The sequence below is a fragment of the Streptomyces sp. NPDC052721 genome (genome assembly GCF_040678315.1).
Lineage (GTDB): Bacteria > Actinomycetota > Actinomycetes > Streptomycetales > Streptomycetaceae > Streptomyces.
Genome location: NZ_JBFATL010000036.1, coordinates 67,060 through 92,775 on the forward strand (window position 1 = coordinate 67,060; position 25,716 = coordinate 92,775).

Annotated in this window: 28 protein-coding genes, 2 pseudogenes and 1 riboswitch; of the genes and pseudogenes, 19 read left to right on the forward strand and 11 right to left on the reverse strand. The window is 71.4% G+C overall.

What is annotated here, in order from left to right; genetic code table 11:
• Positions 1-70 precede the first annotated feature (70 nt).
• Together AB0L21_RS28960 and AB0L21_RS28965 are read right to left on the reverse strand one after the other, a co-directional pair.
• A pseudogene (locus AB0L21_RS28960) lies at positions 71-362 on the reverse strand (SigE family RNA polymerase sigma factor); the annotation flags it as partial.
• A 148-nt stretch (positions 363-510) separates the two neighbouring features.
• The gene (locus AB0L21_RS28965) at positions 511-1,269 is read right to left on the reverse strand and encodes a class I SAM-dependent methyltransferase (protein WP_365787381.1); all 759 of its coding nucleotides are present in this window, start codon (positions 1,267-1,269) and stop codon (positions 511-513) included.
• A gap of 100 nt (positions 1,270-1,369) precedes the next feature.
• Here AB0L21_RS28965 and AB0L21_RS28970 point away from each other — a divergent pair, with 100 nt between their 5' ends.
• On the forward strand, positions 1,370-1,999 hold the full coding sequence (locus tag AB0L21_RS28970; RefSeq protein ID WP_365700395.1) for a CGNR zinc finger domain-containing protein: 630 nt from the start codon (positions 1,370-1,372) through the stop codon (positions 1,997-1,999).
• On the opposite strand, the gene sodX is transcribed toward AB0L21_RS28970, so the two are convergent.
• Positions 1,903-2,337, reverse strand: a complete 435-nt coding sequence (gene sodX / locus AB0L21_RS28975; protein WP_365700393.1) for a nickel-type superoxide dismutase maturation protease — start codon at positions 2,335-2,337, stop codon at positions 1,903-1,905. The genes AB0L21_RS28970 and sodX overlap by 97 nt on opposite strands.
• 145 nt (positions 2,338-2,482) lie before the next feature.
• On the opposite strand from sodX, the gene sodN reads away from it, so the two are divergent.
• The 4 genes and pseudogenes from sodN to AB0L21_RS28995 form a co-directional block, all read left to right on the forward strand.
• On the forward strand, positions 2,483-2,878 hold the full coding sequence (sodN, locus tag AB0L21_RS28980) for a superoxide dismutase, Ni (protein WP_014674929.1): 396 nt from the start codon (positions 2,483-2,485) through the stop codon (positions 2,876-2,878).
• Between the two features lie 428 nt (positions 2,879-3,306).
• A complete protein-coding gene (locus tag AB0L21_RS28985; RefSeq protein ID WP_365700391.1) occupies positions 3,307-3,708 on the forward strand; it encodes a helix-turn-helix transcriptional regulator in 402 nt (133 codons plus the stop codon).
• A gap of 34 nt (positions 3,709-3,742) precedes the next feature.
• A complete protein-coding gene (locus AB0L21_RS28990; RefSeq protein WP_365700389.1) occupies positions 3,743-4,159 on the forward strand; it encodes a VOC family protein in 417 nt (138 codons plus the stop codon).
• Positions 4,160-4,209: 50 nt separating this feature from the next.
• Positions 4,210-4,832, forward strand: a pseudogene (locus tag AB0L21_RS28995) (VOC family protein); the annotation flags it as partial.
• Between the two features lie 87 nt (positions 4,833-4,919).
• On the opposite strand, the gene AB0L21_RS29000 reads toward AB0L21_RS28995, so the two are convergent.
• The 4 genes from AB0L21_RS29000 to AB0L21_RS29015 all read right to left on the reverse strand — a co-directional run bounded on the left by AB0L21_RS29000 (position 4,920) and on the right by AB0L21_RS29015 (position 8,482).
• Entirely contained in the window at positions 4,920-5,252 is a 333-nt protein-coding gene (locus tag AB0L21_RS29000) for a DUF952 domain-containing protein (RefSeq protein ID WP_365787383.1), read from the reverse strand.
• Positions 5,253-5,289: 37 nt separating this feature from the next.
• Complete coding sequence (locus AB0L21_RS29005; protein ID WP_365700385.1) at positions 5,290-5,616, reverse strand: hypothetical protein; 327 nt, start codon at positions 5,614-5,616, stop codon at positions 5,290-5,292.
• Between the two features lie 201 nt (positions 5,617-5,817).
• Complete coding sequence (locus tag AB0L21_RS29010) at positions 5,818-6,963, reverse strand: family 2 encapsulin nanocompartment cargo protein polyprenyl transferase (RefSeq protein ID WP_365787385.1); 1,146 nt, start codon at positions 6,961-6,963, stop codon at positions 5,818-5,820.
• A gap of 112 nt (positions 6,964-7,075) precedes the next feature.
• Positions 7,076-8,482: a family 2B encapsulin nanocompartment shell protein gene (locus AB0L21_RS29015; RefSeq protein ID WP_365787387.1), complete on the reverse strand. Its 1,407-nt coding sequence runs from the start codon at positions 8,480-8,482 to the stop codon at positions 7,076-7,078.
• A gap of 299 nt (positions 8,483-8,781) precedes the next feature.
• On the opposite strand from AB0L21_RS29015, the gene AB0L21_RS29020 reads away from it, so the two are divergent.
• Together AB0L21_RS29020 and AB0L21_RS29025 are read left to right on the forward strand one after the other, a co-directional pair.
• Complete coding sequence (locus AB0L21_RS29020) at positions 8,782-9,375, forward strand: N-acetylmuramoyl-L-alanine amidase (protein ID WP_365700379.1); 594 nt, start codon at positions 8,782-8,784, stop codon at positions 9,373-9,375.
• A gap of 150 nt (positions 9,376-9,525) precedes the next feature.
• Positions 9,526-10,446, forward strand: a complete 921-nt coding sequence (locus AB0L21_RS29025) for a pyridoxal-phosphate dependent enzyme (protein ID WP_365700377.1) — start codon at positions 9,526-9,528, stop codon at positions 10,444-10,446.
• Here the strand turns inward: AB0L21_RS29025 and AB0L21_RS29030 are convergent.
• Entirely contained in the window at positions 10,443-12,026 is a 1,584-nt protein-coding gene (locus AB0L21_RS29030) for a Na+/H+ antiporter (RefSeq protein ID WP_365787388.1), read from the reverse strand. The two genes, AB0L21_RS29025 and AB0L21_RS29030, sit on opposite strands and share 4 nt — an antisense overlap.
• A gap of 61 nt (positions 12,027-12,087) precedes the next feature.
• On the opposite strand from AB0L21_RS29030, the gene AB0L21_RS29035 reads away from it, so the two are divergent.
• The 3 genes from AB0L21_RS29035 to AB0L21_RS29045 all read left to right on the forward strand — a co-directional run bounded on the left by AB0L21_RS29035 (position 12,088) and on the right by AB0L21_RS29045 (position 14,268).
• On the forward strand, positions 12,088-12,348 hold the full coding sequence (locus tag AB0L21_RS29035; RefSeq protein ID WP_365700373.1) for a UBP-type zinc finger domain-containing protein: 261 nt from the start codon (positions 12,088-12,090) through the stop codon (positions 12,346-12,348).
• Between the two features lie 376 nt (positions 12,349-12,724).
• On the forward strand, positions 12,725-13,141 hold the full coding sequence (locus AB0L21_RS29040) for an anti-sigma regulatory factor (protein ID WP_009190566.1): 417 nt from the start codon (positions 12,725-12,727) through the stop codon (positions 13,139-13,141).
• A 17-nt stretch (positions 13,142-13,158) separates the two neighbouring features.
• Positions 13,159-14,268, forward strand: coding sequence for an RNA polymerase sigma factor SigF (locus tag AB0L21_RS29045; RefSeq protein ID WP_365787390.1), 1,110 nt, complete (start codon positions 13,159-13,161; stop codon positions 14,266-14,268).
• 14 nt (positions 14,269-14,282) lie between these two features.
• Here AB0L21_RS29045 and AB0L21_RS29050 read toward each other — a convergent pair whose 3' ends face one another.
• Positions 14,283-14,753, reverse strand: coding sequence for a hypothetical protein (locus tag AB0L21_RS29050; RefSeq protein ID WP_365787391.1), 471 nt, complete (start codon positions 14,751-14,753; stop codon positions 14,283-14,285).
• 136 nt (positions 14,754-14,889) lie between these two features.
• On the opposite strand from AB0L21_RS29050, the gene AB0L21_RS29055 reads away from it, so the two are divergent.
• Positions 14,890-15,858, forward strand: coding sequence for a diacylglycerol kinase family protein (locus AB0L21_RS29055; RefSeq protein ID WP_365700367.1), 969 nt, complete (start codon positions 14,890-14,892; stop codon positions 15,856-15,858).
• 321 nt (positions 15,859-16,179) lie between these two features.
• The gene (locus AB0L21_RS29060; RefSeq protein WP_003992873.1) at positions 16,180-16,437 is read left to right on the forward strand and encodes a WhiB family transcriptional regulator; all 258 of its coding nucleotides are present in this window, start codon (positions 16,180-16,182) and stop codon (positions 16,435-16,437) included.
• Between the two features lie 253 nt (positions 16,438-16,690).
• On the opposite strand, the gene AB0L21_RS29065 is transcribed toward AB0L21_RS29060, so the two are convergent.
• Both AB0L21_RS29065 and AB0L21_RS29070 read right to left on the reverse strand, forming a co-directional pair.
• Complete coding sequence (locus AB0L21_RS29065; protein ID WP_365700682.1) at positions 16,691-18,157, reverse strand: PAS domain-containing sensor histidine kinase; 1,467 nt, start codon at positions 18,155-18,157, stop codon at positions 16,691-16,693.
• Positions 18,158-18,490: 333 nt separating this feature from the next.
• Positions 18,491-19,132: a TetR/AcrR family transcriptional regulator gene (locus tag AB0L21_RS29070; protein ID WP_365787393.1), complete on the reverse strand. Its 642-nt coding sequence runs from the start codon at positions 19,130-19,132 to the stop codon at positions 18,491-18,493.
• 94 nt (positions 19,133-19,226) lie between these two features.
• Between AB0L21_RS29070 and AB0L21_RS29075 the strand changes: the two genes are divergently transcribed.
• The 7 genes from AB0L21_RS29075 to AB0L21_RS29105 form a co-directional block, all read left to right on the forward strand.
• Positions 19,227-19,979, forward strand: coding sequence for an SDR family oxidoreductase (locus tag AB0L21_RS29075; protein ID WP_365787395.1), 753 nt, complete (start codon positions 19,227-19,229; stop codon positions 19,977-19,979).
• A gap of 118 nt (positions 19,980-20,097) precedes the next feature.
• Positions 20,098-20,883, forward strand: a complete 786-nt coding sequence (gene nagB / locus AB0L21_RS29080; RefSeq protein ID WP_365787397.1) for a glucosamine-6-phosphate deaminase — start codon at positions 20,098-20,100, stop codon at positions 20,881-20,883.
• 212 nt (positions 20,884-21,095) lie between these two features.
• Positions 21,096-21,857 (forward strand): GntR family transcriptional regulator, encoded by a 762-nt coding sequence (locus AB0L21_RS29085; RefSeq protein WP_030657187.1) that lies wholly within the window; start codon positions 21,096-21,098, stop codon positions 21,855-21,857.
• A gap of 137 nt (positions 21,858-21,994) precedes the next feature.
• Positions 21,995-22,258 (forward strand): DUF3311 domain-containing protein, encoded by a 264-nt coding sequence (locus tag AB0L21_RS29090; protein ID WP_365700359.1) that lies wholly within the window; start codon positions 21,995-21,997, stop codon positions 22,256-22,258.
• On the forward strand, positions 22,255-23,883 hold the full coding sequence (mctP, locus tag AB0L21_RS29095) for a monocarboxylate uptake permease MctP (RefSeq protein WP_365700357.1): 1,629 nt from the start codon (positions 22,255-22,257) through the stop codon (positions 23,881-23,883). Before AB0L21_RS29090 ends, mctP begins: the two co-directional genes overlap by 4 nt.
• A gap of 137 nt (positions 23,884-24,020) precedes the next feature.
• Positions 24,021-24,527 (forward strand): GNAT family N-acetyltransferase, encoded by a 507-nt coding sequence (locus AB0L21_RS29100; protein WP_365787399.1) that lies wholly within the window; start codon positions 24,021-24,023, stop codon positions 24,525-24,527.
• Between the two features lie 39 nt (positions 24,528-24,566).
• A riboswitch (cobalamin riboswitch) is annotated at positions 24,567-24,704 on the forward strand.
• 122 nt (positions 24,705-24,826) lie between these two features.
• Positions 24,827-25,716: ribonucleotide reductase N-terminal alpha domain-containing protein (locus AB0L21_RS29105; RefSeq protein ID WP_365787401.1), on the forward strand; the 890-nt coding region annotated here is incomplete at its 3' end.

Genomic DNA, 25,716 nt, shown 5'->3' on the forward strand with positions numbered 1-25,716 from the left:
GCCGGTTCCCGCGGCTGGGACCGCTGTGGACGGGCTGGACCGCTTTCTGCGCGGGCCACTGCCAGAGGGGCACCAGCACCGCCCGCTGTTCGGGCGCCGAGCCCTGCCGGAGCGGCCCGGATCGTCAGGCCGGTGTCGGTGTCCTCCGGCCGTCCCGGCACGTCGGGTACATCGCCGTACGCCTGCTCGCGCCGCCAGAACCGGCGGCGGGCCGAGACGAAGGTGTCGACCAGCGCCCTGCGGACGTGGGCCTCCAGGTTCTCCGGCCGCCCGTGCCTGCGTGCGCCGAAAACGACCTTCACGAGGGTCGTCCGGACGAGGTCCTCCGCCTCCGCGCGGCTCCCGCACAACAGGCGTGCGGAGCCGCTTGCGCGCCCCGCGTCATCCCTCCCCTTCCCACCGGTCCCCGGATTCGGACCGTCTCACCCGTACCAGTGCGCTGGGGGCCCGGGGGACGCGGAAGAGGCGGTACGACTTCTCGTACCGCCTCCGTGCGTGCCGGGCGCCGGTCTACTTCAGGGCGAGGAGCAGCGTGTCCGAGGGCGAGCACCACACCGGCCGGGCCTCGCTGAAGCCCTGGGCGAGCAGGGTGCGCGCGTGCCACGCCGCCGACGGCATGTCCCCGTCCGCGTGTTCCCCGTAGATCCCGAAGCGACGGGCGGTCGGCTCGGCGAGGACCGGGTCCTGGGCCGCCAGCTGCCACCACTCCGCCCAGTCCAGGGCGCCGTCCCGCTTGGCCTGATCCATGCGGGCGTGGCGCTGGGCGCGCTCGGCCGCGTTGATCCGGGGCGTGGTGTCGTCGATCATGTGGTCCGCGTTCATGAAGACACCGCCGTCGCGGACCAGCCCCGCGACCTGACCGTAGAGGGCCGCGAGAGGTTCGCTGTGCAGCCAGTGGAGGGCCGTGGCGGTCAGTACGGCGTCGTAGGAGTCGTACGGCAGCCCGGCCGGCCAGTCGGGGTCCTTGAGGTCGGCGGTGACGAGGGAGACCCGGTCGTCGCCCGCGAAGGTGCCCTGGGCTATGGCGAGCAGCGCGGGGTCGAGGTCGACGCCGGTGCTGGTGGCGTCGGGGAAACGGCGCAGCAGCCGGGCGGTGATGCTGCCGGTGCCGCACGCGAGGTCGAGCACGCGCGGGGCCGTACCGACGAGCGCCTCGACCATGTCGAGCATGATCCGGAAGCGTTCCTCGCGGTCCGGCATGTACCACTCCTGCTGCCGGTCCCAGCTCTCCTGCCAGGCGGCCCAGTCGGTTCCGGCACTCGTCGTCATGGAACACCGACTCCCCTCGGTTCGCGTAATACCCTGGAAGCACGACCGGCTGTTACCCGACCGCAGACCCGACGATAAAGCGCCTCCGTAAGGACTACAAGTGGAACTGGCCTATTACTCGGATTACGCCGTACGTCTCGTCAACAGCGAGGAACCGGCCCGGGGCAGGGACATCCTGACCACGGTCGAGGCCGTCCGCGATCTCTTCGGCGACAACGCGTCGGCGGCCCGCCGCGCCACCGACGCCGACGTCACACGCTTCCGCTCGGTCCGGGCGCGGCTGCGCGGGGTCTTCGAGGCCGCCGACCAGGGCGACGAGACCCTGGCCGTGGACCTGCTGAACTCCCTGCTGCTGGAGTTCCCGGTCAGCCCGCAGATCTCCGGGCACGACCACCGCGACGAGGACGGCCGCCCGCTCTGGCACATGCACCTGGCCGACCACCCGTCCAACGCCACCGCCGGCTACGCGGCGATCGCGGCGATGGGCCTCGCCTTCCACCTCACCGAGTACGGCGTCGACCGGCTCGGCCTGTGCGAGGCCGCCCCGTGCCGCAACGCCTACCTGGACACCTCGACCAACCGCTCCCGCCGCTACTGCTCGGACCGCTGCGCCACCCGCGCCAACGTCGCCGCCTACCGGGCCCGCAAGCGCCTGGAGGCCGACCGGTCGGGCAGCAGCGGCCTCGCCGCCGAGATCGCCCAGCGCAGCAGCGCGAGCGGCGACCGCTGACCGGCCCGCAGCGGCCGGAACCGGAACCGGGCCGTCCCGAGAATCAGCTCCTCGGGCACGACCCCGTAATCCGTGCTGTCCCCGCCCGCGTACGGGTTGTCGCCGAGCACCCACCAGCCGCCCTCGCGCCGCTCCACGGCACGCTTGACCACCAGCAGGTCCTGCTGGAACGGATGACGCAGGACCACGACGTCCCCGGGCCTGACCGCACCCCCGTACCGCACGAGCAACTGGTCCCCGTGGTGCAGCGTGGGCACCATGGACGGGCCGGTCACCTCGGCCAGTCCGAAGGGCGCCACGGCCCGCCCCCTTTCGGTCTCCTGCGACAGCTCCGGCATCCCCGGCACCTCCCCGGTCCGTTCCTCCACCAGTCTCAGTCTCACCCTGGACTTTTGTCCTAAGCCCTAGGGGGCACCCGAGAAATCGCCTTCCTCAGGGAGTAATGTCGCACCTGAGAAGACGATCACGAGGAAGGAATGCTCCATGCTTTCCCGCCTGTTTGCCCCCAAGGTCAAGGTCAGCGCCCACTGCGACCTGCCCTGCGGCGTGTACGACCCGGCCCAGGCCCGCATCGAGGCGGAGTCGGTGAAGGCCGTCCAGGAGAAGATGGCCGGCAACGACGACCCCCACTTCCAGGCGCGCGCCACCGTCATCAAGGAGCAGCGCGCGGAGCTGGCCAAGCACCACGTCTCCGTGCTCTGGAGCGACTACTTCAAGGCCCCGCACTTCGAGAAGTACCCGGAGCTGCACCAGCTGGTCAACGACACCCTGAAGGCCCTCTCGGCCGCCAAGGCGTCCACCGACCCGGCGACGGGCCAGAAGGCGCTGGACTACATCGCCCAGATCGACAAGATCTTCTGGGAGACCAAGAAGGCCTGATCTTTTCTTACGCCTTCTGACCTGCGGTTTCTTTGATTGCAGCGTCTCCCTGACCGACCGCACCCGGTCCGCAGGGCGCCGAGCACGGCGTCTTGACGGTCCGGGTGCGGTCGTCTTCCACCGGCGCGTCGATCGACCGGAGTGGTGGCCTGATGGCGGCCGGTGCGTCCCCTGTGGAGGGCGACAACCGGCTCGCCCCCCACCTCAGACCTCGCCATCGCTCCTGCCATGACGATGCTGCTTGCCGCGGTCGGATCTTCGAGATGCCCTTCAAGCGGACAGGCACGGTGACCCGTCGCTCACCCAGCCCCGCCTGGGCCCGGCCGGTGACGGACGCCCAGGGCAGACCAGTGCCCGGAACGACCGGGGCAGAACGCTCCGTCGCACTCGTGGGACTCCGCCGCGCGGTCCTGTGCGAAGCTGAGCAGGTGACCGCCCTGGAGGACCTGAGACGGCTGCGGCGCGTGCGTGACCGCATGGACCGGGAGTACGCCGAGCCGCTCGACATGACCGAGCTGGCCCGTGACGCCCTCATGTCCCCGGGCCACTTCCAGCGCAGCTTCCGCAAGGCGTTCGGGGAGACGCCGTACAGCTACCTGATGACCCGGCGGATCGAGCGGGCCAAGGCGCTGCTGCGCCGGGGCGATCTCAGCGTGACCGAGGTGTGCCTCGCCGTCGGCTGTACCTCGCTCGGCTCCTTCAGCTCCCGGTTCACCGAGCTGGTCGGCGAGACGCCGAGCGCCTACCGCGCCCGCGATCACCAGGAGACCGCCGCGATCCCGCCCTGTGTGGCCCGCAGACTGACCCGGCCGCGCCGCCGCCCGTACTGAGGCGCGGCCCGCCGCACGGTTCTAGGGTGAGTCCATGGACGTGAAACTCGCGCAGTGTTTCCTCGCCGTGGACGACCACGACAAGGCCATCGCCTTCTACCGCGATGTGCTCGGTCTGGAGATCCGCAACGACGTGGGCTTCGAGGGGATGCGCTGGGTGACCCTGGGCTCTCCGCTCCAGCCGGACGTGGCGATCGTCCTGGAGCCGCCGGACGCGAGCCCGGACGCCTCCCCCGCCGACAAGCAGGCGCTCAACGAACTCCTCGCCAAGGGCCTGCTGCGCGGAGTCATCTTCACCACGCCCGACTGCGACGCGCTGTACGAGCGGGTGCGCGAGTCCGGCGCCGACGTCCTCCAGGAGCCGATGGACCAGCCGTACGGGGTGCGCGACTGCGCCTTCCGGGACCCGGCCGGCAACCAGCTGCGCTTCATCGAACGCCCCACGGGCTGAACTCCCGCCGCCCGCCGCCCTGTTCGGTCACCGCTCCGGCTGGCCCCCGGATGACGATCCGCTGGACGTACGCGCCTTCGCCGACCGGCCCGCCGCACGCCTCGCCGACGCGTGGGCCTTCTCGACGGCCGTCACCGGCACCCGGCTCTCCGCATTCCGGGGCGAGCGGGGCGAGTTCGTGACCCTGCTGCCCGAGGGGACGGACCCCAGCGCGAAGCTCCACGGCGGCACCGACGGCGACGGCGGCGCCCACATCGGCCTGTGCGCCGGCGACGTGCGGGAGTCGACGGCACTCGCCCGGCGACCCGGCGCCGGGCTCGTGGCGGACCACGGCGACTGGGCCGTACTGCGCTCTCCGGCAGGCCAGTTGTTCCGCGTCCGCGCTCCGGGCCGTACTGACCGGGTGGGAGCGGCAGGCGGGCTCCCGTCCGGAGTTCGCCGTACCACGGCCGCCGGCGGGCCTACCGGTACGGCTGCTGCTCCGCGGCTCGACGAGAGCGCCCGGCCTCCGCTCCTCGACCTGGCCTGCGCGGACATCACCGTCGTCCGGGCGCGGCACGAGGAGCCGGGTGCGGTCCTGGTGCGTAACGGCGCCCACTGGACGGTGATGCACGACCCGGCCGGCGGCACGTACTGCCTGACCGGCCGCGACCCGGAGACGGGCGGACTGCCGACCGGCGGCGGTCGCCGTGATCAGGGCGCCGACGCCGGCTGGCCGCCACGCGGGACCGTCAGTCGTTTGCCTTCCCTGCCTCCCGTCTCAGCCCCACGGCTCCACGTCCACCACCGCCTCGACCGGTACCGGCCCGTACACGTGCGGGAACTCCTCCCCGCCCGGCTCGACGGACTCGTACCTCACCGGCACCCCGACCCGCGCCGGATCCACGACCAGCACGACCAGCTCGTCCGGGCCGTCGTAGCCGCCGTAGAGGAAGTCGGCGATGCGCGGGAGCTGCTCGCGGGTGGAGCAGTGGATGAAGCCCTCCTCCTGGAGGGTGCGGCCCCGGGTGGACATCTCATAGACGCCGCGCTCGCGCGCCGCCTCCCACAGGGAGCGCTCGGTGATGTGCAGGATGTACGGCAGTTTCGGCATGCGCACACGCTACGGCGGCCCCGCCCGCCACCTGCGCTCAGACGGCGCTGTTCCCGGCGCCCGCCGCCGACGGGTCCTCCGGACCGCTGCCGCCGCCCGGCCGGGCCTGCGCACCGGCGGACCGCTCGTGCCCGGCGGGCCGGGGGCCGGTCTGGGGGGCTCGGCCGGTCTCAGCGGACCGGCCGGTCTCAGCGGATCGGCCGGAATCCGCGGGACGGCCGGTCTCGGCGTACGCCGCGCAGTCGGGGTTGCGGCAGGGGCCGGGGCCCCAGACCGGCACCCAGGCGCCCAGCGTCTTGTGCCGCTTGACGACCGTTTCCACGGGCTGTCCGCAGACGGGACAGACGTGTTCCTCGCTGTCCATGTCCTCAGGGTAGATCGGTGGCGCCCTCAGCGCTCCTTTCCGCGACGACGTCGACGTCCGTCGCCGAGGGATCGGCGGCTCCCGCACACTGTGGGAGTGTGCGGGGGCCGCCTGGCCGGAGCCTCCGCTGACCGCGCGGGGTCAGGAGCCGCACGGGCACGGGGACTCCGGGTTCTGCTCGGCCGCCGGGACGGACGGCCCTCAGCTGGTGCGCCGGGTCACGAACTCGGCGAGCGCCAGCAGACCGCCCGCAGCCTCCGGATCGGGGACCGCGCGGGCCAGCTCCTGCATGGCCCGGGCCATCCGGTCGGCCGCCTCCGCCTGCGCCCAGTCCCGGCCGCCGGCGCGCTCCACCGCCAGCGCCGTACGCGTGATCTCCCCGGCCTCCGCCTCCTCCTCGCGGTACGGCGTCCCGTACAGCGCGGCGAGCTCGGCCGCCGCCGGGGTGCCGGAGGTGAGCGCCGCCACCACCGGCAGGGACTTCTTGCGGGCGGCGAGATCCGCGCCGGCCGGCTTGCCGGTGTGCCGCGGGTCTCCCCATATGCCGATGACGTCGTCGATGAGCTGGAAGGCGAGCCCCGCCTGCCGGCCGAAGCCGTCCAGCGCGGCCACCTCCTCCTCGCCCGCGCCCGCGTACAGCGCGCCGAGCGCGCAGGCACAGCCCAGCAGGGCGCCGGTCTTGGCCTCGGCCATCGCGAGCACCTCGTCCAGGGTGACCGCGTCCGGCGCGCGCCGCTCCAGGTCGGTGTCGGTGTGCTGGCCCTCGCACAACTCCACGACACAGGCCGCGAGCCGGGCCGCGGCCGGCACGGAGGCCGGGTGCGGATCCGCGGCGAGCAGCCGCAGGGCCAGCGCCTGGAGGGCGTCCCCGGCGAGGATCGCGTCGGCGTCGCCGAACACGGTCCACGCCGTCGGCCGGTGACGGCGGGTGGTGTCCCGGTCCATCACGTCGTCGTGCAACAGCGTGAAGTTGTGGACCAGTTCCACCGCCGCTGCCGCCGGGATGGCCGCCGTCCGGGCCGCCGGGCCGCCGAGCGCGGCGGCGGCCGCCAGCACGAGCGCCGGCCTGATCGCCTTGCCCGCGTTGCCCGCCGCCGGAGTGCCGTCGGCGTGCTGCCAGCCGAAGTGGTAGCGCGCGATCCGGCGCATGGAACCGGGCAGCGACTCCACGGCCGCGCGCAGCTCCGGGTCGACCAGCGCCCGGGCGCGCTCCAGCTGCGCCGCCGCCTCCTGCCCGTCGAGCGAACCGGCGGCGCCGTCCCCGACCTTCTCCGGTGGTTCTCCCACTGTGCCGGGACGCGGCACACCGGAGGAACGCTCTTCGGTCTCCGTCATGAACTCGGCCATGCCTCCCCCTCGCCAGGTCCGTGGAGTACGGCGTCACCGGCCCGGCCGGACGCGTACCCCGAGGACCTACCCGCCCCGGGGGGCGGGGACACGGCCGCGACGTGCGGAAACGTCACCTCCACCGACCGATCTCGACGTTCTCCAGCACGCCGAGCGCGTCGGGCACCAGGACCGCGGCCGAGTAGTACGCCGTCACCAGGTATTTGATGACGGCCTGCTCGTTGATGCCCATGAACCGGACGGACAGGCTCGGCTCGATCTCGTCCGGGATGCCGGACTGCCTGAGGCCGATGACGCCCTGGTCGGCCTCGCCGGTACGCATGGCGATGATGGAGGTCGTACGGGCCTCGCTGATCGGGATCTTGTTGCACGGGTAGATCGGCACCCCGCGCCAGGTGGGGATGCGGTTGCCGGCGATGTCGATGGTCTCCGGGACCAGTCCCCGCTTGTTCAGCTCGCGCCCGATCGCGGCGATGGCGCGCGGGTGGGCCAGGAGGAGCTTGGTGCCACGGCGGCGGCTGAGCAGCTCGTCCAGGTCGTCCGGGCTCGGCGCGCCGTCGTGCGGCTGGATCCGCTGGTCGTACTCGCAGTTGCTGAGCAGACCGAACTCCGGGTTGTTGACCAGCTCGTGTTCCTGGCGCTCCTTCAGCGCCTCGACCGTGAGCCGCAACTGCTGCTCGGTCTGGTTCATCGGCTGGTTGTACAGGTCGGCCACGCGGGTGTGGATGCGCAACACGGTCTGGGCGATGCTCAGTTCGTACTCGCGGGGCCGTGGCTCGTAATCCACGAAGGTGTGCGGGATGTCGGGCTCGCCAAAGTGGCCGGCCGCCAGCTCGACCTCCTTCTCCCCGTACTTGTTGGTCCGCTGCTCGGGGATCGAGCGCAGCCGTTCCAGATGCGCGCGCAGCGAGTCGGAGCGCTCCGCGACCTGCTGGAAGTCCTGGCGGCTGAGGATCAGCACCGTGGTCGAGGTGTCCGCGCGGACGGTGTACTCCCAGATCGCCTCCGGGTCGAGCAGCGCCTGGTCGCCGAAGTAGGCGCCGTCGGCCAGGACACCGAGGACGGCGTCGTCGCCGTAGGGACCGGTGCCGACCTTCTCCACCCGGCCGTGGGCGAGGAGATAGACCTCGTCCGTCTGGTTGCCGAAGTCGGCGATCACCTCGCCGGGCGCGAAGTCGCGCTGCCGGCAGCGGCGGGCCAGCTCGGTCAGCACCTCCTCGTCCTCGTACGACCGCAGGGCCGGCAGCTCGCCCAGTTCGTTCGGGATGACCTCCACCTGGTTGCCGGTCTTCACGAAGGTGATCCGGCCGTCGCCGACGGCGTACGTGAGACGCCGGTTCACCCGGTACGTGCCGCCCTGGACGTCCACCCAGGGAAGCGTGCGCAGCAGCCAGCGGGAGCTGATCTCCTGCATCTGCGGAACGGACTTGGTGGTGGTGGCCAGGTTCCGCGCGGCCGCCGTCCCGAGGGACTGCTGCGGCCTGCCCTGATCCGCGCGGACCTCTTCGCCTACCGACATAGAGAAATGCCCTCCCATGTATGCCCGGTGCCGAAGCGCACCGGGCACCGGTCTCGCATCGAGCGTCCCAGCACGGAGCGTGTGCGCGCCATTACCCGAAAGAGCGGGAATGGATCATCGGACTACTGGGCACAATGAGGGACCTCGTCCCGGCCTGCACGGCATGCCCCCGTCTGTCCGGATCGGCTCGCACACCGTACGAACGATGTGTTCCGGGTCGTCCGGTTTCGGTAGAAGCAGGCAGGACATCCGGCAGCCGCGACCGGCGGCCGCACGGGCACGGCACGAAGGAGTCGGGCATGGCCCCACCCATGTCGGCGAGCGGATTTCTGGACGCGCTCAGGGCGGAGGGCGTCACGGTCGTCGAGGTCGGCGACTGGCAGCACCACAACCGCAATCACAAGGGCCCCTGGGGTCCCGTCCACGGCGTGATGATCCACCACACGGTGACCAAGGGCAGCGCGCGCACGGTGGAGAGGTGCCGGGACGGCCACCCGGACCTGCCGGGGCCGCTGTGCCACGGCGTGATCACCAAGGACGGCACGGTCCATCTCGTCGGCTACGGCCGCGCCAACCACGCCGGGCTCGGGGACGACGAGGTACTGCGCGCGGTGATCGCCGAGAAGCGGCTGCCGCCGGACAACGAGGCCAACACCGACGGCAACCGGCACTTCTACGGTTTCGAGTGCGAGAACCTCGGCGACGGGGAGGATCCGTGGCCGGAGGAACAGCTGGAGGCGGTCGAGCGGGTCGCCGCGGCACTGTGCCGGCACCACGGGTGGACGGAACGGTCGGTCATCGGCCACCGGGAGTGGCAGCCGGGGAAGGTGGACCCCCGGGGCTTCGAGATGTCCTGGCTGAGGGAGCGGGTGCGGGAACGGCTGAAGGACTAGGACTGCGGGGGTGGGGCCGCCTCGGGCTGCGGGTCCGCCGCGGCCGGTCGCGCAGTTCGCCGCCCCCTTCGGGGCGCTCGGCGGCACCTGTCGGCGCCGGTGAGCGACACCCGCCCCCGCCCGGCCTCCGCGCCGGGCGACAATGAAGCCGTGACCAGCTCCGACCCGCTCAGCCCCCGCCTCCCCTCGCCCCTCCACGAGGTGCGGGACGGCCGGTTCGAGCGCCGCGGGCTCCGGCTGCTGCTCAAGCGCGACGACCTCATCCACCCGCAGCTGATCGGCAACAAGTGGCGCAAGCTGGTGCCGAACATCGCGGCTGCCGGGGGCCGCCCCCTGGTCACCTTCGGCGGCGCCTACTCCAACCACCTGCGGGCCACCGCCGCCGCGGGCCGCCTGCTGGGCGTGCCGGTCACGGGCGTGGTCCGCGGCCAGGAACTGGCCGGCCGCCCGCTCAACCCGTCCCTGGCCCGCTGCGCGGCCGACGGCATGCGGCTGCACTTCATCGACAGATCGACATATCGCCGCAAGACCGAACCGGAGACCCTGGCCGGGATCCTGCGCGCGGCCGGCGCCGAGGACGCGTACGTCGTACCCGAGGGCGGCAGCAACGCCGAGGCGGTACGCGGCTGCCGTGCCCTCGGCACGGAACTGCGCGGCCAGGCCGACGTCGTCGCGGTCGCCTGCGGCACCGGCGGCACCCTCGCCGGGCTCGCCGCCGGACTGGCGGACGGACAGCGCGCGCTCGGCGTCCCGGTTCTGAAGGGCGGCTTCCTGGAGGCCGACGTACAGGCCCTGCAGGAACGTGCCTTCGGTGCCCGGAGCGGCACCTGGTCCCTGGACGACCGTTTCCACTGCGGCGGTTACGCCCGTACGACACCGGAACTTGAGGCATTCGCACAGGACTTCGAGCAGCGGCACGCGCTGCCCGTGGAGCGTCTTTATGTCGCCAAGTTGCTGTTCGGACTGGCCGCCCTGGCGGAAGAAAGCGCCTTCGCGCGCGGGACGACGATCGCCGCCGTCGTCACGGGACGGCCCTTCCCGGAACCCGCGGCAGTCGCCCCGGAACGCTAACCGGCCTCCCGGTAGGCCGCCGCCTCCTCCAGGTCCAGGCGTCTGAGCAGGGCGCGCAGCATCTCGTCGTCGATGTAGCGCAGGTCGCGGAGCCTGACGAAGACCTCGCGCTCGGCGCTGATCATCTCGCGGGACAGCCGGCGGTAGGTGTCGTCCACGGACTCGCCGGTGATCGGGTTGACCTGCCCGAGCCGTTCCCAGACGGCGTTGCGGCGGCGTTCCAGGACCATGCGGAGCCGGTCGGCGAGCGGCTGCGGCAGGGCGTTGCGCTCGTCGGAGAGGAGTTCGTCGAGCCGGGCCTCGGCGGCCCGGGAGGCCTGCGCCTGGGCGTTGGCCTCGGCGAGCGTCTCGGCCTGCCGGTCCCGGCCGGGGAACTTCAGCAGCCGGATCAGCGGCGGCAGCGTCACGCCCTGCACGACGAGGGTGCCGATGACGGTGGTGAAGGTCAGGAAGAGGATCAGGTTGCGCGGGCCGTCGGGCATGGTCGACGGGATGGCGAAGGCGATGGCCAGGGAGACGACGCCGCGCATACCGGCCCACGAGGTGACCGTCGCGCCCCGCCAGGTGGGGTTCTCCTCGCGCTCCTTGATGCGCGTCGACAGGATCCGGGGCAGGAAGGTCGCCGGATAGACCCAGACGAACCGGGCCACCACCACGACCAGGAAGACGGCGACCGCGTACCAGACGGCGGAGGCGCCCTCGTACTCCCCGAGCCGCTTCAGGACGATCGGCAGCTGGAGACCGATCAGGGCGAACACCGCGGACTCCAGCACGAAGGCGACCATCTTCCACACCGCGGACTCCTGGAGGCGGGTGGCGAAATCGACCTCCCACGCGCGGTGACCGAGGTAGAGGGCGACGACCACCACCGCGAGCACCCCGGAGGCGTGCGCCTGCTCGGCGACCCCGTAGGCGACGAACGGGATCAGCAGGGAGAGCGTGTTCTGCAGGAGGGGCTCGGTCAGGTGCGTGCGCAGCCAGTGCAGGGGCGCCATGAGGACGAGACCGATCCCGACACCGCCGACCGCGGCGATCGCGAACTCGCGGAGTCCGCCCGCCCAGGTGGCACCTTCCCCGACGGCGGCGCCGAGCGCCACCTTGTAGGCGGTGATCGCCGTGGCGTCGTTCAGCAGGGACTCGCCCTGGAGGATGGTGGTGATCCGGGACGGCAGGCCCACCCGGCGCGCGACCGCCGTGGCGGCGACCGCGTCCGGCGGTGCCACCACCGCGCCCAGCACCAGGGCGGCGGTCAGCGACAGCCCGGGGATGATCAGATAGGCGGCCCAGCCGACGACGACGGTCGCGAAGAGCACGTATCCCACCGAGAGCAGCGCCACCGGCCGCATCTGTGCCCGCAGGTCGAGGTAGGAGCTGTCGCTCGCCGAGGTGTACAGCAGCGGGGGCAGCAGCAGCGGCAGGACGATGTGCGGATCGAGGGTGTAGGACGGGACGCCGGGCACGTAGGAGACCGCCAGACCGACCGCGACGAGCAGCAGGGGCGCCGGCGCCGGGGTACGCCGGGCCGCCGCGGCCACCGCGGCACTGCCCGCCACCAGCAACAGCAGGGGCATCACGTCCATGGTCCTCGCCCACCCTCGTCTTTCGCGCGGCAACCCGCACAACCGTCGTAATCTGGCAATCATGAAACAGTGCACGCACGCCGCCGCGCTGCCGCACCCGGAACCGAAGCCGCTCGACGAGACCTGTCCGGAGTGCCTGCGGGACGGCACGAACCCGGTCCAGCTGCGGCTGTGCCTCACGTGCGGCCACGTCGGCTGCTGCGACTCCTCGCCGGGACGGCACGCGACGGAGCACCACGCGCAGTCCGGTCATCCGGTGATGCGGACCTTCGAGCCCGGCGAGGACTGGCGGTGGTGCTTCGTGGACCACGTGCTCGTCTAGCCCCGCCCCGCCGTTCCGGGCGCGCTTTCGAGCACCGCCCCGGACCCCCGTTCGAACGCGTCTCTGAGAGCGTTCTCGCCGAGAGCGTCCCGTCCGACCGCGTTCTCGTGTGACACTGCATGCGGCGGCTGCCGCACGACGGTTCGAGCGTCTGACGTCTGGGTACGTCAACCCGGCGCGCGCTCTCCCCATTTGGGCCCGCAAACCCTCTAGACACGGAGCGTATCCACAGCTTTACTGTGAGTGACGCCAGGGGGTTGGGGTCCCGGGGACAGAAACGTTCGGAGCGCGATAGCGTCACCGCTTGAACCACGTACGCGTTACCCCGGGGGGCGACCCTCGGCCCCGTAAAGCTTGTACCACCATGGAGGTGAGGGTGTCCCAGATCGCAGGCGAGCCCGCGGCGAACCAGGACTTCGTGGAAGTCCGGCTGCCGGCCGCGGGTGCCTACCTGTCGGTGCTGCGGACGGCCACGGCCGGTCTCGCGGCCCGCTTGGACTTCACCCTGGACGAGATCGAGGACCTGCGCATCGCCGTGGACGAGGCCTGCGCGATCCTGCTCCAGCAAGCCGTGCCCGGCTCGGTGCTGAGCTGTGTCTTCCGGCTCGTCGACGACTCGCTGGAAGTCACGGTGTCGGCGCCGACCACGGACGGCCACGCCCCCTCGCGGGACACCTTCGCCTGGACCGTGCTGTCGGCCCTCGCGGGCAAGGTCTCGTCCGCCGTGGACGAGGACAAGACGGTGTCGATCAGCCTCTACAAACAGCGTGGCGCCGGCCCCGGGCCGGCGTGAGGAACGGGGACGGGCCGGTGCGGGACGAAGAGCGCGGCACACGGGAGCTGCCGACCGGGGACGGGGGTGCCTCCTGGTCGGGCGATGCCGAGACCTCCGGGGCAGGCCCCCGGGACGGTTCCCGGCGCATGGCGGACGGCATCGACGGCATCCCCGAGCAGGCCAGACCGCACCCGGAGGACGACTCCGCGCGGGTCGGCGGTGACGGTGCCATGGGCACGCCACCGCAGGCACGCGACGGCGCCGGACCCGCCGTCCGCGCGGGGGCCAGGGCTCGGGGAAGGGCTACGGGCGGGACGATGAGCGAGCACGAGCGATACGCCGAGGACGACGCGCCGGGCACGGAGGCCGCGCAGGCCGTGCAGCACGACGCCCAGGACCGCAGCGGGGCGCGGGCGATGTTCGTCGAGCTGCGCACCCTGCCGGAGGGCAGCACGCAGTACGCGGAGCTGCGCAACCAGCTGGTCCGTATGCACCTGCCGCTCGTGGAGCACCTGGCGCGCCGCTTCCGCAACCGCGGCGAGCCGCTGGACGACCTCACCCAGGTCGCCACGATCGGTCTGATCAAGTCCGTCGACCGCTTCGACCCCGAGCGCGGCGTGGAGTTCTCCACGTACGCCACGCCGACCGTCGTCGGCGAGATCAAGCGGCACTTCCGCGACAAGGGCTGGGCGGTCCGCGTGCCGCGCCGGCTCCAGGAGCTGCGGCTCGCGCTGACCACCGCGACGGCCGAGCTGTCCCAGCTGCACGGCCGTTCCCCGACGGTCCACGAGCTGGCCGAGAAGCTCGCCATCTCCGAGGAGGAGGTCCTGGAGGGCCTGGAGTCCGCGAACGCGTACTCCACGCTGTCGCTGGACGTCCCCGACACGGACGACGAGTCACCGGCGGTCGCCGACACCCTGGGCGCCGAGGACGAGGCGCTGGAGGGCGTGGAGTACCGCGAGTCCCTCAAGCCGCTGCTGGAGGACCTGCCGCCGCGCGAGAAGCGGATCCTGCTGCTGCGCTTCTTCGGGAACATGACCCAGTCGCAGATCGCGCAGGAGGTCGGCATCTCGCAGATGCACGTCTCCCGCCTGCTGGCCCGCACCCTGGCCCAGCTCCGCGAGAAGCTCCTCGTGGAGGAGTGAGCGGGGAGTGAGCCCTACTCGCCCCGGCCCGGTCCCTTGATCCCGAGGGCCCGGGTCGTCTCGCCGTTGACGAGAAGCACGAGCGCCACCAGGGCGACCACCCCGAGCGCGATACCGGCCGGGATGGCCATGCTGTCGGCCCGGAGCAGGTTGTAGGCCACGGGAAGGGCCATGAGCTGGGTGATCAGCGCGGGCCCCCGGCTCCAGGAGCGCCGCAGCAGCAGACCGCGCGCGGCGAGCAGCGGCAGCAGCGCGAGGACGGCCAGGGTGATGCCCAGGGTCACGGCCTGCTGCCGGTCGTCCGGGTCACCGGTGAGCCCCAGGACGAGCACCCACAGGCCGCCGGCCACCAGCGCCGCGCCCTCCAGCGCGGCCAGCGCCGCCGCGTACGTCAGCCGGCGCGGGCGCGGCCCGGCGGCCGGATCGGCCGCGTCGGCCGCGGCGGCTTTGGCGGTGTCCGGGGCGGGATTCTGCTGACTGCTCACCTCAGCAGGGTAGCCCTCCCCCTCCGGCGCGCTGCCGCGCCCCGCGCCCCCGAGTGTCCAGGCTCACGCCCCGGTCTCTTACCGGATCCCTAACTCGGTCTGGGCCGAGTACCACCCAGTAGGTACGCTGCCATGCATGCGTGCACTTCTCGTGGTCAATCCGGCGGCAACCACCACAAGCGCACGCAGACGTGACGTACTGATCCACGCGCTGGCGAGCGAGATGAAGCTGGAGGCGGTCACCACCGAGTACCGCGGCCATGCCCGCGACCTCGGCCGGCAGGCGGCGGAGAGCGACGACATCGACCTGGTGGTGGCGCTCGGCGGCGACGGCACGGTCAACGAGGTCGTCAACGGCCTCCTGCACGCCGGTCCCGCCCCTGACCGTCTCCCCGGCCTCGCCGTCGTCCCGGGCGGCTCCACGAACGTCTTCGCCCGCGCCCTGGGCCTGCCCAACGACCCCGTCGAGGCCACCGGAGCGCTGCTGGACGCGCTGCGCGACGGCACCGAGCGGGTCGTCGGCCTCGGCCTGACCTCGGGCACGCCGGGCACCGAGGACGAAGCGGTGCCGGCCCGCTGGTTCACCTTCAACGCCGGGCTCGGCTTCGACGCGGGCGTGGTGGGCCGGGTCGAGCAGCAGCGCGAGCGCGGGAAGAAGTCGACGCACGCGCTCTACGTCCGCCAGGTGGTCCGGCAGTTCCTCGGTGAGCCGAACCGCCGGCACGGCACCATCACGCTCGACCAGCCCGGCGCTGACCCGATCGAGGACCTTGTCGTCGCCATAGTCTCGAACACGTCTCCGTGGACGTATCTCGGCAATCGCCCGATGTACACGTCACCTAAGGCCTCGTTCGATACAGGCATCGACGTGCTCGGCCTCAGCCGTCTGTCCACGGCCGCGGTTGCCCGGTATGGCACCCAGTTGCTCACTTCGTCCCCCGAGCGGGGACCGCAGGGGAAGCACGCCGTCTCCCTGCACGATCTGGACCAGTTCACCTTGCATTCGAAGGTGCCTCTGCCCCTTCAGATGGACGGTGACCATCTCGGGCTGCGTACGAGCGTGACGTTCACAGGCGTACGCCGTGCACTGCGTGTGATTGTGTGAGCGGAACGGGCGAAAGTCCTTTCACTCGAACGTTTAGGCCAGGGTCCACCCCATGGAAGTACGGCTGTGACCTAGTCGACACCGAGGAATCAAAAAAAACTTTCCGGAAGGGGTTGTATCCGCCGCTGAGGTTTGCGAGTCTCTACGTGGCGATCGGGACGGCCCGCAACACCGGCCTCCACTGATCACCGGAACCCCTCTTCAAACACAGGACCACGCCGGGTGAAGACTCGGCGGTCGGCCCTTCACTTGTTGAGGGATTCGTGAAAGCGTTCACATTCACAAGCAACCTGCACGTAATACCAAGGAGAGGTAGCAGCCATGGACTGGCGTCACAACGCCGTTTGCCGCGAGGAAGACCCCGAGCTCTTCTTCCCCATCGGCAACACCGGTCCTGCGCTGCTGCAGATCGAGGAAGCCAAGGCCGTCTGCCGTCGCTGCCCGGTGATCGAGCAGTGTCTGCAGTGGGCGCTCGAGTCCGGTCAGGACTCCGGCGTCTGGGGTGGTCTCAGCGAGGACGAGCGCCGCGCCATGAAGCGCCGCGCCGCCCGCAACCGGGCTCGTCAGGCCTCCGCCTGACACACCCACCCCTGCTGACAGCCTGAGCTTGGCGGCGCGCACAGCACGTACGCATCTCCCGCCCCCGAGCCGCAGCGCGCAGTTCCCCCGATGCTCCCCCAACTCTCGGCTACGCTCGAGCCGGGGGGACCCCCATCGCGATACAAGCAGAGCAGCAACGAGCGACAGCCTCGGACCAATGGCGGTCCGGGGCTTTTTGCTGCGCCGGCTTCCCCGGCGCGCCCCCATCGCCCGGTGCGCCGGGCCCGACGGCTCACTTCTGCGCCCGCACCGGAATGTCGAGGATCACCCGCGTCCCGCGCTCCGGCGCCGGCACCATGTCGAACGAGCCGCCCAACTCGCCCTCCACCAGTGTCCGTACGATCTGCAGGCCGAGGTTGCCCGAGCGGTGCGGGTCGAAGCCCTCGGGCAGTCCGACACCGTCGTCCTGGACGGTGACCAGCAGCCGGGCCTCCTTGATGGTGCCGCCACGCACCGCGGAGACCTCGACCGTGCCGGTGTCGCCCTCACGGAAACCGTGCTCCAGGGCGTTCTGCAGGATCTCGGTGAGGACCATGGACAGCGGGGTGGCGACCTCGGCGTCGAGTATGCCGAACCGTCCGCTGCGCCGGCCGGTCACCTTGCCCGGCGAGATCTCGGCGACCATCGCCAGCACCCGGTCGGCGATGTCGTCGAACTCCACCCGCTCGTCCAGGTTCTGAGACAGCGTCTCATGGACGATCGCGATGGAGCCGACCCGGCGGACCGCCTCCTCCAGGGCCTCCCGGCCGCGTTCGGACTCGATGCGCCGGGCCTGGAGCCGGAGCAGGGCGGCGACCGTCTGGAGGTTGTTCTTCACCCGGTGGTGGATCTCCCGGATGGTGGCGTCCTTGGTGATCAACTCACGTTCGCGGCGTCGCAGTTCGGTGACGTCCCGGAGCAGCACGAGCGAACCGATGCGCGTGCCCTTGGGTTTGAGCGGGATGGCCCGGAACTGGATGACCCCGTCGTGGGCCTCGATCTCGAACTCGCGCGGCGCCCAGCCGCTGGCCACCTTGGCCAGCGCCTCGTCCACCGGCCCCCGGGTCGGGGCGAGTTCGGCGGTGGTCTGGCCGAGGTGGTGGCCGACGAGGTCGGCGGCGAGGCCGAGCCGGTGGTAGGCGGACAGGGCGTTCGGAGAGGCGTACTGGACGATGCCGTCCGCGTCGAGCCGGATCAGGCCGTCGCCGACGCGCGGGGAGGCGTCCATGTCGACCTGCTGGTCCGGGAAGGGGAAGGCGCCGGCCGCGATCATCTGCGCGAGATCGGAGGCGCTCTGGAGGTAGGTCAGCTCCAGGCGGCTCGGGGTGCGCACGGTGAGCAGGTTGGTGTTCCGGGCGATCACCCCGAGGACGCGGCCCTCACGACGTACGGGGATGGACTCGACCCGTACGGGGACCTCTTCGCGCCACTCCGGGTCGCCCTCGCGCACGATCCGGCCCTCGTCCAGGGCCGCGTCCAGCATGGGCCGACGGCCGCGCGGCACCAGGTGGCCGACCATGTCGTCCTGGTAGGAGGTCGGGCCGGTGTTGGGGCGCATCTGGGCGACCGAGACGTACCGGGTGCCGTCCCGGGTGGGGACCCACAGCACCAGGTCGGCGAAGGAGAGGTCGGAGAGCAGCTGCCACTCCGAGACCAGCAGGTGGAGCCACTCGAGATCGGAGTCGTCGAGGGCGGTGTGCTGGCGTACGAGTTCGTTCATGGAGGGCACGTCTGCGAGCGTACCCGGGGCCCCGCGGGTGGCCGAAAAACACCCGCGGGCCGCGGCGCCTGGAAGGGACCCTCAACCCTCCCGGCACCGCAGCCCGGAGCATCATCGGCCGTGGGGTGTGCGGTCCCGGTCGGCCGAAGGCCGAGGAGCCGGGGCAGTCAGGGCAGAGAGCGCCGGTTCCTCGATCCGCCTTCCTGTGCGGGGAAGACGGAAGCGTGTTCTTCTCGATTGTGGACTAGACCACGACGGCGTGTCCATGGTGTGGAGGCGTCCGCGCCGCGAGGGGCGCCGGCACGCGATGCCACGCAGCCTAGCCCGCTCGGGTCAATCGTGGGGCCAGATGGCCATGGCAATTTCCGCGAGTGCTTCCAGTTCCTCCCGGCGTGCGCCGTCGCGGGCCTGCTGGGACATTCCCTGGATCACCGCGCCGGTGTGCCGGGCGAGAGCGGCGGCGTCGGTGCCGGCCGGCAGCAGCCCGGCCGCGATGTCCGCCCGGATCCGGGCTTCGACGGCGGCGATGTTGGCGTTGCGCATGTCCCGCAGCAGCGCCTCCACCTCGGGGCTGGTGCAGTTGGTGGCCGCGTGGATGATCAGGCAGCCGTGCGGGTGGGCGGGGTCGGTGTACTCGGCGGCGGCCTCCCGGAGCATACGGGCGACGCCCGCCCGGGCCGTGGGCTCCTCGGCGAGGGCGCGGTCGGTGAAGGCGCCGTGGGAGCCGGCGTAGACCCGGACGACCTCGTCGAAGAGGGTCCGCTTGTCACCGAAGGCCGCGTACAGACTGGGCGCGCCGATATCCATGAGCCGGGTGAGGTCGGAGACCGAGGTGGCCTCGTACCCGTGCTCCCAGAAGGCCATCAGCGCCTTCTCCAGCGCGGTGGTCCGGTCGAAGGAGCGCGGCCGGCCCCGCGTCCGGCCCGTGCCGCCCTGTGCTCGCCTGTCCTGACCCGTCTCCTGACCCGTCGTCATGGGGACTATTTTATAGCGCCCCCTAGAAAATTGTCGGCGAGGTGGTGTACGGTTTTTTTGTAGTGACCGCTAGACAAATCTGGAGGGGGCAGACATGGGCGTGCTCACAGGGAAGACGGCACTGGTCACGGGCGGGAGCCGGGGCATCGGGCGCGGAATCGCCGAGCGGCTGGGACGCGACGGGGCGCGGGTGGCGGTGCACTACGGACGCGACGAGACCGCCGCGAAGGAGACGGTCGCGGCGATCGAGACGGCCGGCGGCTCGGCGTTCCCACTCGGGGTGGAGCTGGGGACGCCCGGGGACGCCGAGCGGCTGTGGGCGGAGTTCGACCGGCGCACGGACGGCCTGGACATCCTCGTGCACAACGCGGGCATCGGCACCGCCCGCCCGTTCCCGGAGATCGACGAGGAGGAGTACGACCGGCTCTTCGCGGTGAACGTGAAGGCCCCGTTCTTCCTCACCCGGCTCGGGGCGGAGCGGCTGCGGGACGGCGGGCGGGTGGTGACCATATCGTCCGGTCTCTCCCGGACCGCAGCGATGCCCGAACTGATGGCGTACGCGATGACGAAGGCGGCCCTGGACGTCTTCACCCGGGACCTGTCCAAGGTGCTGGGCCCCCGCGGGATCACGGTGAACTCGGTGGCGCCCGGCGTCGTGGACACCGACGTCAACGCCTCCTGGCTGCGCGCGAGCGACGAGGCGTGGCAGCGGGCGGCCGGCTACTCGGCGCTGGGCCGGGTGGGCACGCCGGCCGACATCGCCGACGTGGTCTCCTTCCTGGTCTCGGAGGACGGCCGCTGGGTGACCGGGCACTGGCTGGACGCGACGGGAGGTTCCCTCACCTAAGGGCTCACCGGACGCGTGCCCTTCCCCGTCTTTCCCGCGCTCTCGAACGCCGATTCTGTTAGATTGGTCTAAACCACATAGAGACGCACAGAGCCCTCTCCAGAACGGCAGGCCCAGCGTGGAAGTTGTCATCGTTCCGGACGCCGCGGCGGGCGGCGAGCTGATCGCCGAGGCCATGGCGCAACTGCTGCGACGCAAGCCCGACGCCCTGCTCGGCGTGGCCACCGGCTCCACCCCGCTGCCCGTCTACCAGGCACTGGCCGCCAAGGTGCGCTCCGGCGCCGTGGACGTCTCACGGGCGCGGATCGCCCAGCTCGACGAGTACGTGGGGCTGCCCGCGGACCACCCCGAGTCCTACCGCTCGGTGCTGCGCCGGGAGGTGCTGGAGCCGCTCGGCATAGACATGGACGCGTTCATGGGCCCGGACGGCACGGCCGAGGACGTCCAGGCGGCGTGCGAGGCGTACGACCGCGCACTCGCCGAGGCCGGGGGCGTGGACCTGCAACTGCTCGGCATCGGGACCGACGGGCACATCGGATTCAACGAACCGTGCTCCTCGCTCGCCTCGCGCACCCGGATCAAGACGCTGACCGAGCAGACCCGGATCGACAACGCCCGCTTCTTCGACGGCGACATCGAACAGGTTCCGCACCACGTCATCACCCAGGGCATCGGGACGATCCTGGAGGCCCGCCACCTGGTGCTGCTGGCGACCGGCGAGGGCAAGGCGGACGCGGTCGCCGCGACCGTCGAGGGCCCGGTGGCGGCCGTCTGCCCGGCCTCCGCGCTCCAGCTCCACCCGCACGCCACGGTGGTCGCCGACGAGGCCGCCGCGTCCAAGCTGAAGCTGGCCGACTACTTCCGGCACACGTACGCCAACAAGCCGGACTGGCAGGGGATCTAGCCCGGAGCGCCCCACGGGAGGGCGGCCCCGGCCCCGCGGGCTCACCGGGCTCATCCTCCCGATGGACTAGACCAACAGCGGGGGCAACGGTATATAGAGGAGATCACGGAGCGTGCGGGTGGAGTGCTGACACGACAACCCGTGCCACGATGTGAGCCGTGGCCGATGGGGATGTCGGTCGCTTTCGGCATTCGGAGCCGGGAAGGCAGAGCATGAGCACCGACGTCAGCAGTGCGGAGAACGAGGCCGGCACCACCCGTACCGCGCGCGTGCCGAAGTACTACCGCTTGAAGAAGCACCTGCTCGACATGACGGAGACGCAGGCACCGGGCACCCCGGTCCCGCCCGAGCGCACGCTGGCCGCCGAGTTCGACACCTCCCGCACCACGGTGCGCCAGGCCCTGCAGGAACTGGTCGTGGAGGGCCGGCTGGAGCGCATCCAGGGCAAGGGCACCTTCGTGGCCAAGCCCAAGGTCTCCCAGGCGCTGCAGCTCACCTCCTACACGGAGGACATGCGCGCCCAGGGCCTGGAGCCGACCTCGCAGCTGCTGGACATCGGGTACGTCACCGCCGACGACCGGCTCGCCGAGCTGCTCGACATCACGGCCGGCGGGCGCGTGCTGCGCATCGAGCGGCTGCGCATGGCCAACGGCGAGCCGATGGCCATCGAGACCACCCACCTGTCGGCCAAGCGCTTCCCGGCCCTCAGGCGCTCACTGGTGAAGTACACCTCCCTGTACACCGCGCTCGCCGAGGTCTACGACGTCCACCTCGCCGAGGCCGAGGAGACCATCGAGACCTCCCTGGCCACGCCGCGCGAGGCGGGGCTGCTCGGCACCGACGTGGGCCTGCCGATGCTGATGCTCTCCCGGCACTCGCTGGACCGCGAGGGCAAGCCGGTGGAGTGGGTGCGGTCGGTGTACCGCGGGGACCGGTACAAGTTCGTGGCCCGGCTCAAGCGGCCGGCGGAGTAGGCGCCGGGCCGGCCGTACCCGGCACGTTCGCTGAATCGATATACCGATATGCGGACGAGGTCTTCCGCTCCCGCGACACCGTCACCTAGATTGCCTGCTCATTACACAGCTGATCAGCGAGGGGACGGAGCCGTGGCATGTCCGAAACGCCTGAAGTGAGACCACCGGTGGTGACACCGGGCCGGGTGATCATCGCCCTGTGTCTCGTCGCGCCCTTCGTGGCGATGCTGTGGGTCGGCTCGTACGCCAAGACGGATCCCGCGTTCATCGGGATCCCGTTCTTCTACTGGTACCAGATGCTCTGGGTGCTGATCTCCACCGCGCTCACCATGCTGGCGTACAAGCTCTGGCAGCGTGACCAGCGTGCCCACAGGGACACGAACGGGGGTGCGGCGAAGTGAAGGACGGCGTCAACGGCGTCGCTCTCGGCGTCTTCATCTTCTTCTTCCTGGCCGTCACGGTCGTGGGCTTCCTGGCCGCGCGCTGGCGCAGGGCCGAGAACGAGCACTCCCTGGACGAATGGGGTCTGGGCGGCCGGTCCTTCGGCACCTGGATCACCTGGTTCCTGCTCGGCGGTGACCTGTACACGGCGTACACCTTCGTCGCCGTACCGGCGGCGATCTACGCGGCGGGCGCGGCCGGGTTCTTCGCGGTGCCGTACACGATCCTGGTGTACCCGCTGATCTTCACCTTCCTGCCGCGCCTGTGGTCGGTCTCGCACCGCCACGGGTACGTCACCACCTCCGACTTCGTGCGCGGCCGGTTCGGCTCGAAGGGCCTGTCGCTGGCGGTGGCGGTGACCGGCATCCTGGCGACGATGCCGTACATCGCGCTCCAGCTCGTCGGCATCCAGGCGGTGCTGGACGTGATGGGCGTCGGCGGCGGCGAGAACACCAACTGGTTCGTGAAGGACCTGCCGCTGCTCATCGCCTTCGGTGTGCTGGCCGCCTACACCTACTCGTCCGGTCTGCGCGCCCCCGCTCTGATCGCGTTCGTCAAGGACACGCTGATCTACATCGTCATCGCGGTGGCGATCATCTACATCCCGATCAAGCTGGGCGGGTTCGACGACATCTTCGCCAAGGCGGGCGAGGCGTTCAGCCAGGTGAATCCGGCCACCGGCAAGCCGCGCGGGGCGCTGGCGCCGGGGGAGGCGAACCAGTGGACGTACGCCACGCTGGCGCTCGGCTCGGCGCTCGCGCTGTTCATGTACCCGCACTCGATCACCGCGACTCTGTCGTCCAGGAGCCGTGAGGTGATCCGCCGCAACACCACGATCCTGCCGCTGTACTCCCTCATGCTGGGTCTGCTGGCGCTGCTGGGCTTCATGGCGATCGCGGCCGGCGTGAAGGTCACCAACGGCCAGCTGGCCATCCCGCAGCTGTTCGAGGACATGTTCCCGGACTGGTTCGCGGGCGTGGCGTTCGCGGCGATCGGCATCGGCGCGCTGGTCCCGGCGGCGATCATGTCCATCGCGGCGGCCAACCTCTTCACCCGCAACATCTACAAGGACTTCATCAAGCCCGACGCGACGGCGGAGCAGGAGACCAAGGTCTCCAAGCTGGTCTCGCTGCTGGTGAAGGTCGGCGCGCTGGTCTTCGTCCTCACCATGGACAAGACGGTCGCCATCAACTTCCAGCTGCTGGGCGGCATCTGGATCCTGCAGACCTTCCCGGCGCTGGTGGGCGGCCTGTTCACCCGCTGGTTCCACCGCTGGGCGCTGCTCGCGGGCTGGGCGGTCGGCATGATCTACGGCACGGCCGCGGCGTACGGCATCGCCTCGCCGACGCAGAAGCACTTCGGCGGCAACGCCAAGGAGATCCCCGGCATCGGCGAGATCGGCTACATCGGTCTGACGGCGTTCGTCCTGAACGTCCTGGTGACCGTGGTCCTCACCGTCGTCCTGAAGGCCGTGAAGGCCCCCGAGGGCGTCGACGAGACCAGGCCGGGAGACTACACGGCGGACGCCGGCGACCCCGGTGTCCAGGTGGAGCTGCCGCCCGCGACCGCGGGCGCCGGTCACTAGACAGCCGTCGCTCAACGGGCCGTCGGAGGCAGATCCGGCGGCCCGTTGTCATACCCATGGGGTCGGGCGTCGTGCCTCTCGGCCCCTCGTCGTGCCTCTCGCCTCCGTTGTCGTACCCGTCCGGCAGACTCGGTGGCATGGACTTCGTGATCCGACGGGCCGCTGCCGACGAGTACGACGACCTGGGCGAGATCACCGCCCAGGCCTACCTGGGCGACGGCCTCCTCGCCTTCGACGACAGCGACTGGTACCTCGGCGAGCTGAGGGACGTGGCCAAGCGGGCCGCCGCCGCGGACGTCCTCGTGGCCGTCCGTGACGGAGTCCTCCTCGGCGGGGTCACCTTCGTCCGCTCCGGCGGCCCCATGACCGACATAGCGGGCCCGGGCGAGGCCGAGATCCGGATGCTCGCGGTCGCCCCCGCGGCCCGGGGCCAGGGTGCCGGCGAGGCACTGGTGCGGGCCTGCGTCGACCGCGCGCGGGCCACCGAGGGCTGCGTCCGCGTGGTCCTCTCCACCCAGCGGACCATGCACACCGCCCACCGCCTCTACGCCCGCCTCGGTTTCGCCCGCGCCCCCGAGCGGGACTGGAATCCCCTCCCGGGCCGGGACGACATCACGCTCCTCGCGTACGAGTTGACCCTCTGAGACCGGATCGGCACTACATCTGGGGGTGACATGACAGCCCGGCACTAGATGTATGCTCGTCCTCGCTGTCGTCGCAGGGGAATCCGGTGCGAATCCGGAACTGTCCCGCAACGGTGTACTCGTGTGCCTCCGCACGCCTGTCGAGTCCGAAGACCTGCCGGCGGTGCACCCGGCCGTCCAGGCCCGGGTGGTTCCGACGTCCGGGCCTCGTGGAGTGGGCCGGTGGACGCGACGCCGTGCGCGCTCGTGGCTGCCCCTGCCCTCCGCCAGGCCCCGTGCCGAGCGAGGGAGAGCCCCACGTGACCATCGCGCCAGCCGACCCGGCTTCAGTCAGCGAGCTGAAGACCGACGGTCCCGGTGCCGCGCTGCTGCGGACCCTGACCGAGCTGACCGCCGACCTGCCCGACGCCGACCCGGGCCGGGTCGCCGCCGCCGCGCTGCGCGGCCGGTCCGCTCGGGCCGACGAGGCGGAGCTGCGGGAGCTGGCCACGGAGGCCGCCGCCGGCCTGATCTCCGAGGACCCCGCCTACTCGAAGCTGGCCGCCCGGCTGCTGACCCGCGCGATCCGGGACGAGGCCGCCTCGCAGGGCGTGACGTCCTTCACCGGGTCCATCGCGGTCGGCCACCGCGAGGGCCTGATCGCCGACCGCACCGCCGAGTTCGTGCGGCTGCACGCCGAGCGCCTCGACGCGCTGGTCGACGGCGCGGCCGACGACCGGTTCGGCTACTTCGGCCTGCGCACCCTGCACAGCCGCTACCTGCTGCGCCACCCGGTCACCCGCAAGGTGATCGAGACGCCCCAGCACTTCCTGCTGCGCGTGGCGAGCGGCCTGGCGGAGGACGACACGACCCGCTCCGTGGACGAAGTCACGGCGCTGTACAGGCTGATGAGCCGCCTGGACTACCTGCCGTCCTCCCCCACGCTCTTCAACTCCGGTACGCGGCACCCCCAGATGTCGTCCTGCTACCTGCTCGACTCGCCCCTGGACGAGCTGGACTCCCTCTACGACCGTTACCACCAGGTCGCCCGCCTCTCCAAGCACGCCGGCGGCATCGGCCTGTCGTACTCCCGTGTCCGCTCGCGCGGTTCGCTGATCCGGGGGACGAACGGGCACTCCAACGGGATCGTGCCGTTCCTGAAGACCCTGGACGCCTCGGTGGCGGCGGTCAACCAGGGCGGCCGGCGCAA

Excerpts from the sequence above, each read along its gene's own strand:
- AB0L21_RS28965 (WP_365787381.1), bottom strand. The coding sequence starts at position 1,269 with ATGACGACGAGTGCCGGAACCGACTGGGCCGCCTGGCAGGAGAGCTGG.
- sodX (WP_365700393.1), bottom strand. The coding sequence starts at position 2,337 with ATGCCGGAGCTGTCGCAGGAGACCGAAAGGGGGCGGGCCGTGGCGCCC.
- sodN (WP_014674929.1), top strand. The coding sequence starts at position 2,483 with ATGCTTTCCCGCCTGTTTGCCCCCAAGGTCAAGGTCAGCGCCCACTGC.
- AB0L21_RS28990 (WP_365700389.1), top strand. The coding sequence starts at position 3,743 with ATGGACGTGAAACTCGCGCAGTGTTTCCTCGCCGTGGACGACCACGAC.
- AB0L21_RS29000 (WP_365787383.1), bottom strand. The coding sequence starts at position 5,252 with ATGCCGAAACTGCCGTACATCCTGCACATCACCGAGCGCTCCCTGTGG.
- AB0L21_RS29005 (WP_365700385.1), bottom strand. The coding sequence starts at position 5,616 with ATGGACAGCGAGGAACACGTCTGTCCCGTCTGCGGACAGCCCGTGGAA.
- AB0L21_RS29010 (WP_365787385.1), bottom strand. The coding sequence starts at position 6,963 with ATGGCCGAGTTCATGACGGAGACCGAAGAGCGTTCCTCCGGTGTGCCG.
- AB0L21_RS29015 (WP_365787387.1), bottom strand. The coding sequence starts at position 8,482 with ATGTCGGTAGGCGAAGAGGTCCGCGCGGATCAGGGCAGGCCGCAGCAG.
- AB0L21_RS29020 (WP_365700379.1), top strand. The coding sequence starts at position 8,782 with ATGGCCCCACCCATGTCGGCGAGCGGATTTCTGGACGCGCTCAGGGCG.
- AB0L21_RS29030 (WP_365787388.1), bottom strand. The coding sequence starts at position 12,026 with ATGGACGTGATGCCCCTGCTGTTGCTGGTGGCGGGCAGTGCCGCGGTG.
- AB0L21_RS29035 (WP_365700373.1), top strand. The coding sequence starts at position 12,088 with ATGAAACAGTGCACGCACGCCGCCGCGCTGCCGCACCCGGAACCGAAG.
- AB0L21_RS29055 (WP_365700367.1), top strand. The coding sequence starts at position 14,890 with ATGCGTGCACTTCTCGTGGTCAATCCGGCGGCAACCACCACAAGCGCA.
- AB0L21_RS29060 (WP_003992873.1), top strand. The coding sequence starts at position 16,180 with ATGGACTGGCGTCACAACGCCGTTTGCCGCGAGGAAGACCCCGAGCTC.
- AB0L21_RS29065 (WP_365700682.1), bottom strand. The coding sequence starts at position 18,157 with ATGAACGAACTCGTACGCCAGCACACCGCCCTCGACGACTCCGATCTC.
- AB0L21_RS29070 (WP_365787393.1), bottom strand. The coding sequence starts at position 19,132 with ATGACGACGGGTCAGGAGACGGGTCAGGACAGGCGAGCACAGGGCGGC.
- AB0L21_RS29075 (WP_365787395.1), top strand. The coding sequence starts at position 19,227 with ATGGGCGTGCTCACAGGGAAGACGGCACTGGTCACGGGCGGGAGCCGG.
- AB0L21_RS29085 (WP_030657187.1), top strand. The coding sequence starts at position 21,096 with ATGAGCACCGACGTCAGCAGTGCGGAGAACGAGGCCGGCACCACCCGT.
- AB0L21_RS29090 (WP_365700359.1), top strand. The coding sequence starts at position 21,995 with ATGTCCGAAACGCCTGAAGTGAGACCACCGGTGGTGACACCGGGCCGG.
- AB0L21_RS29100 (WP_365787399.1), top strand. The coding sequence starts at position 24,021 with ATGGACTTCGTGATCCGACGGGCCGCTGCCGACGAGTACGACGACCTG.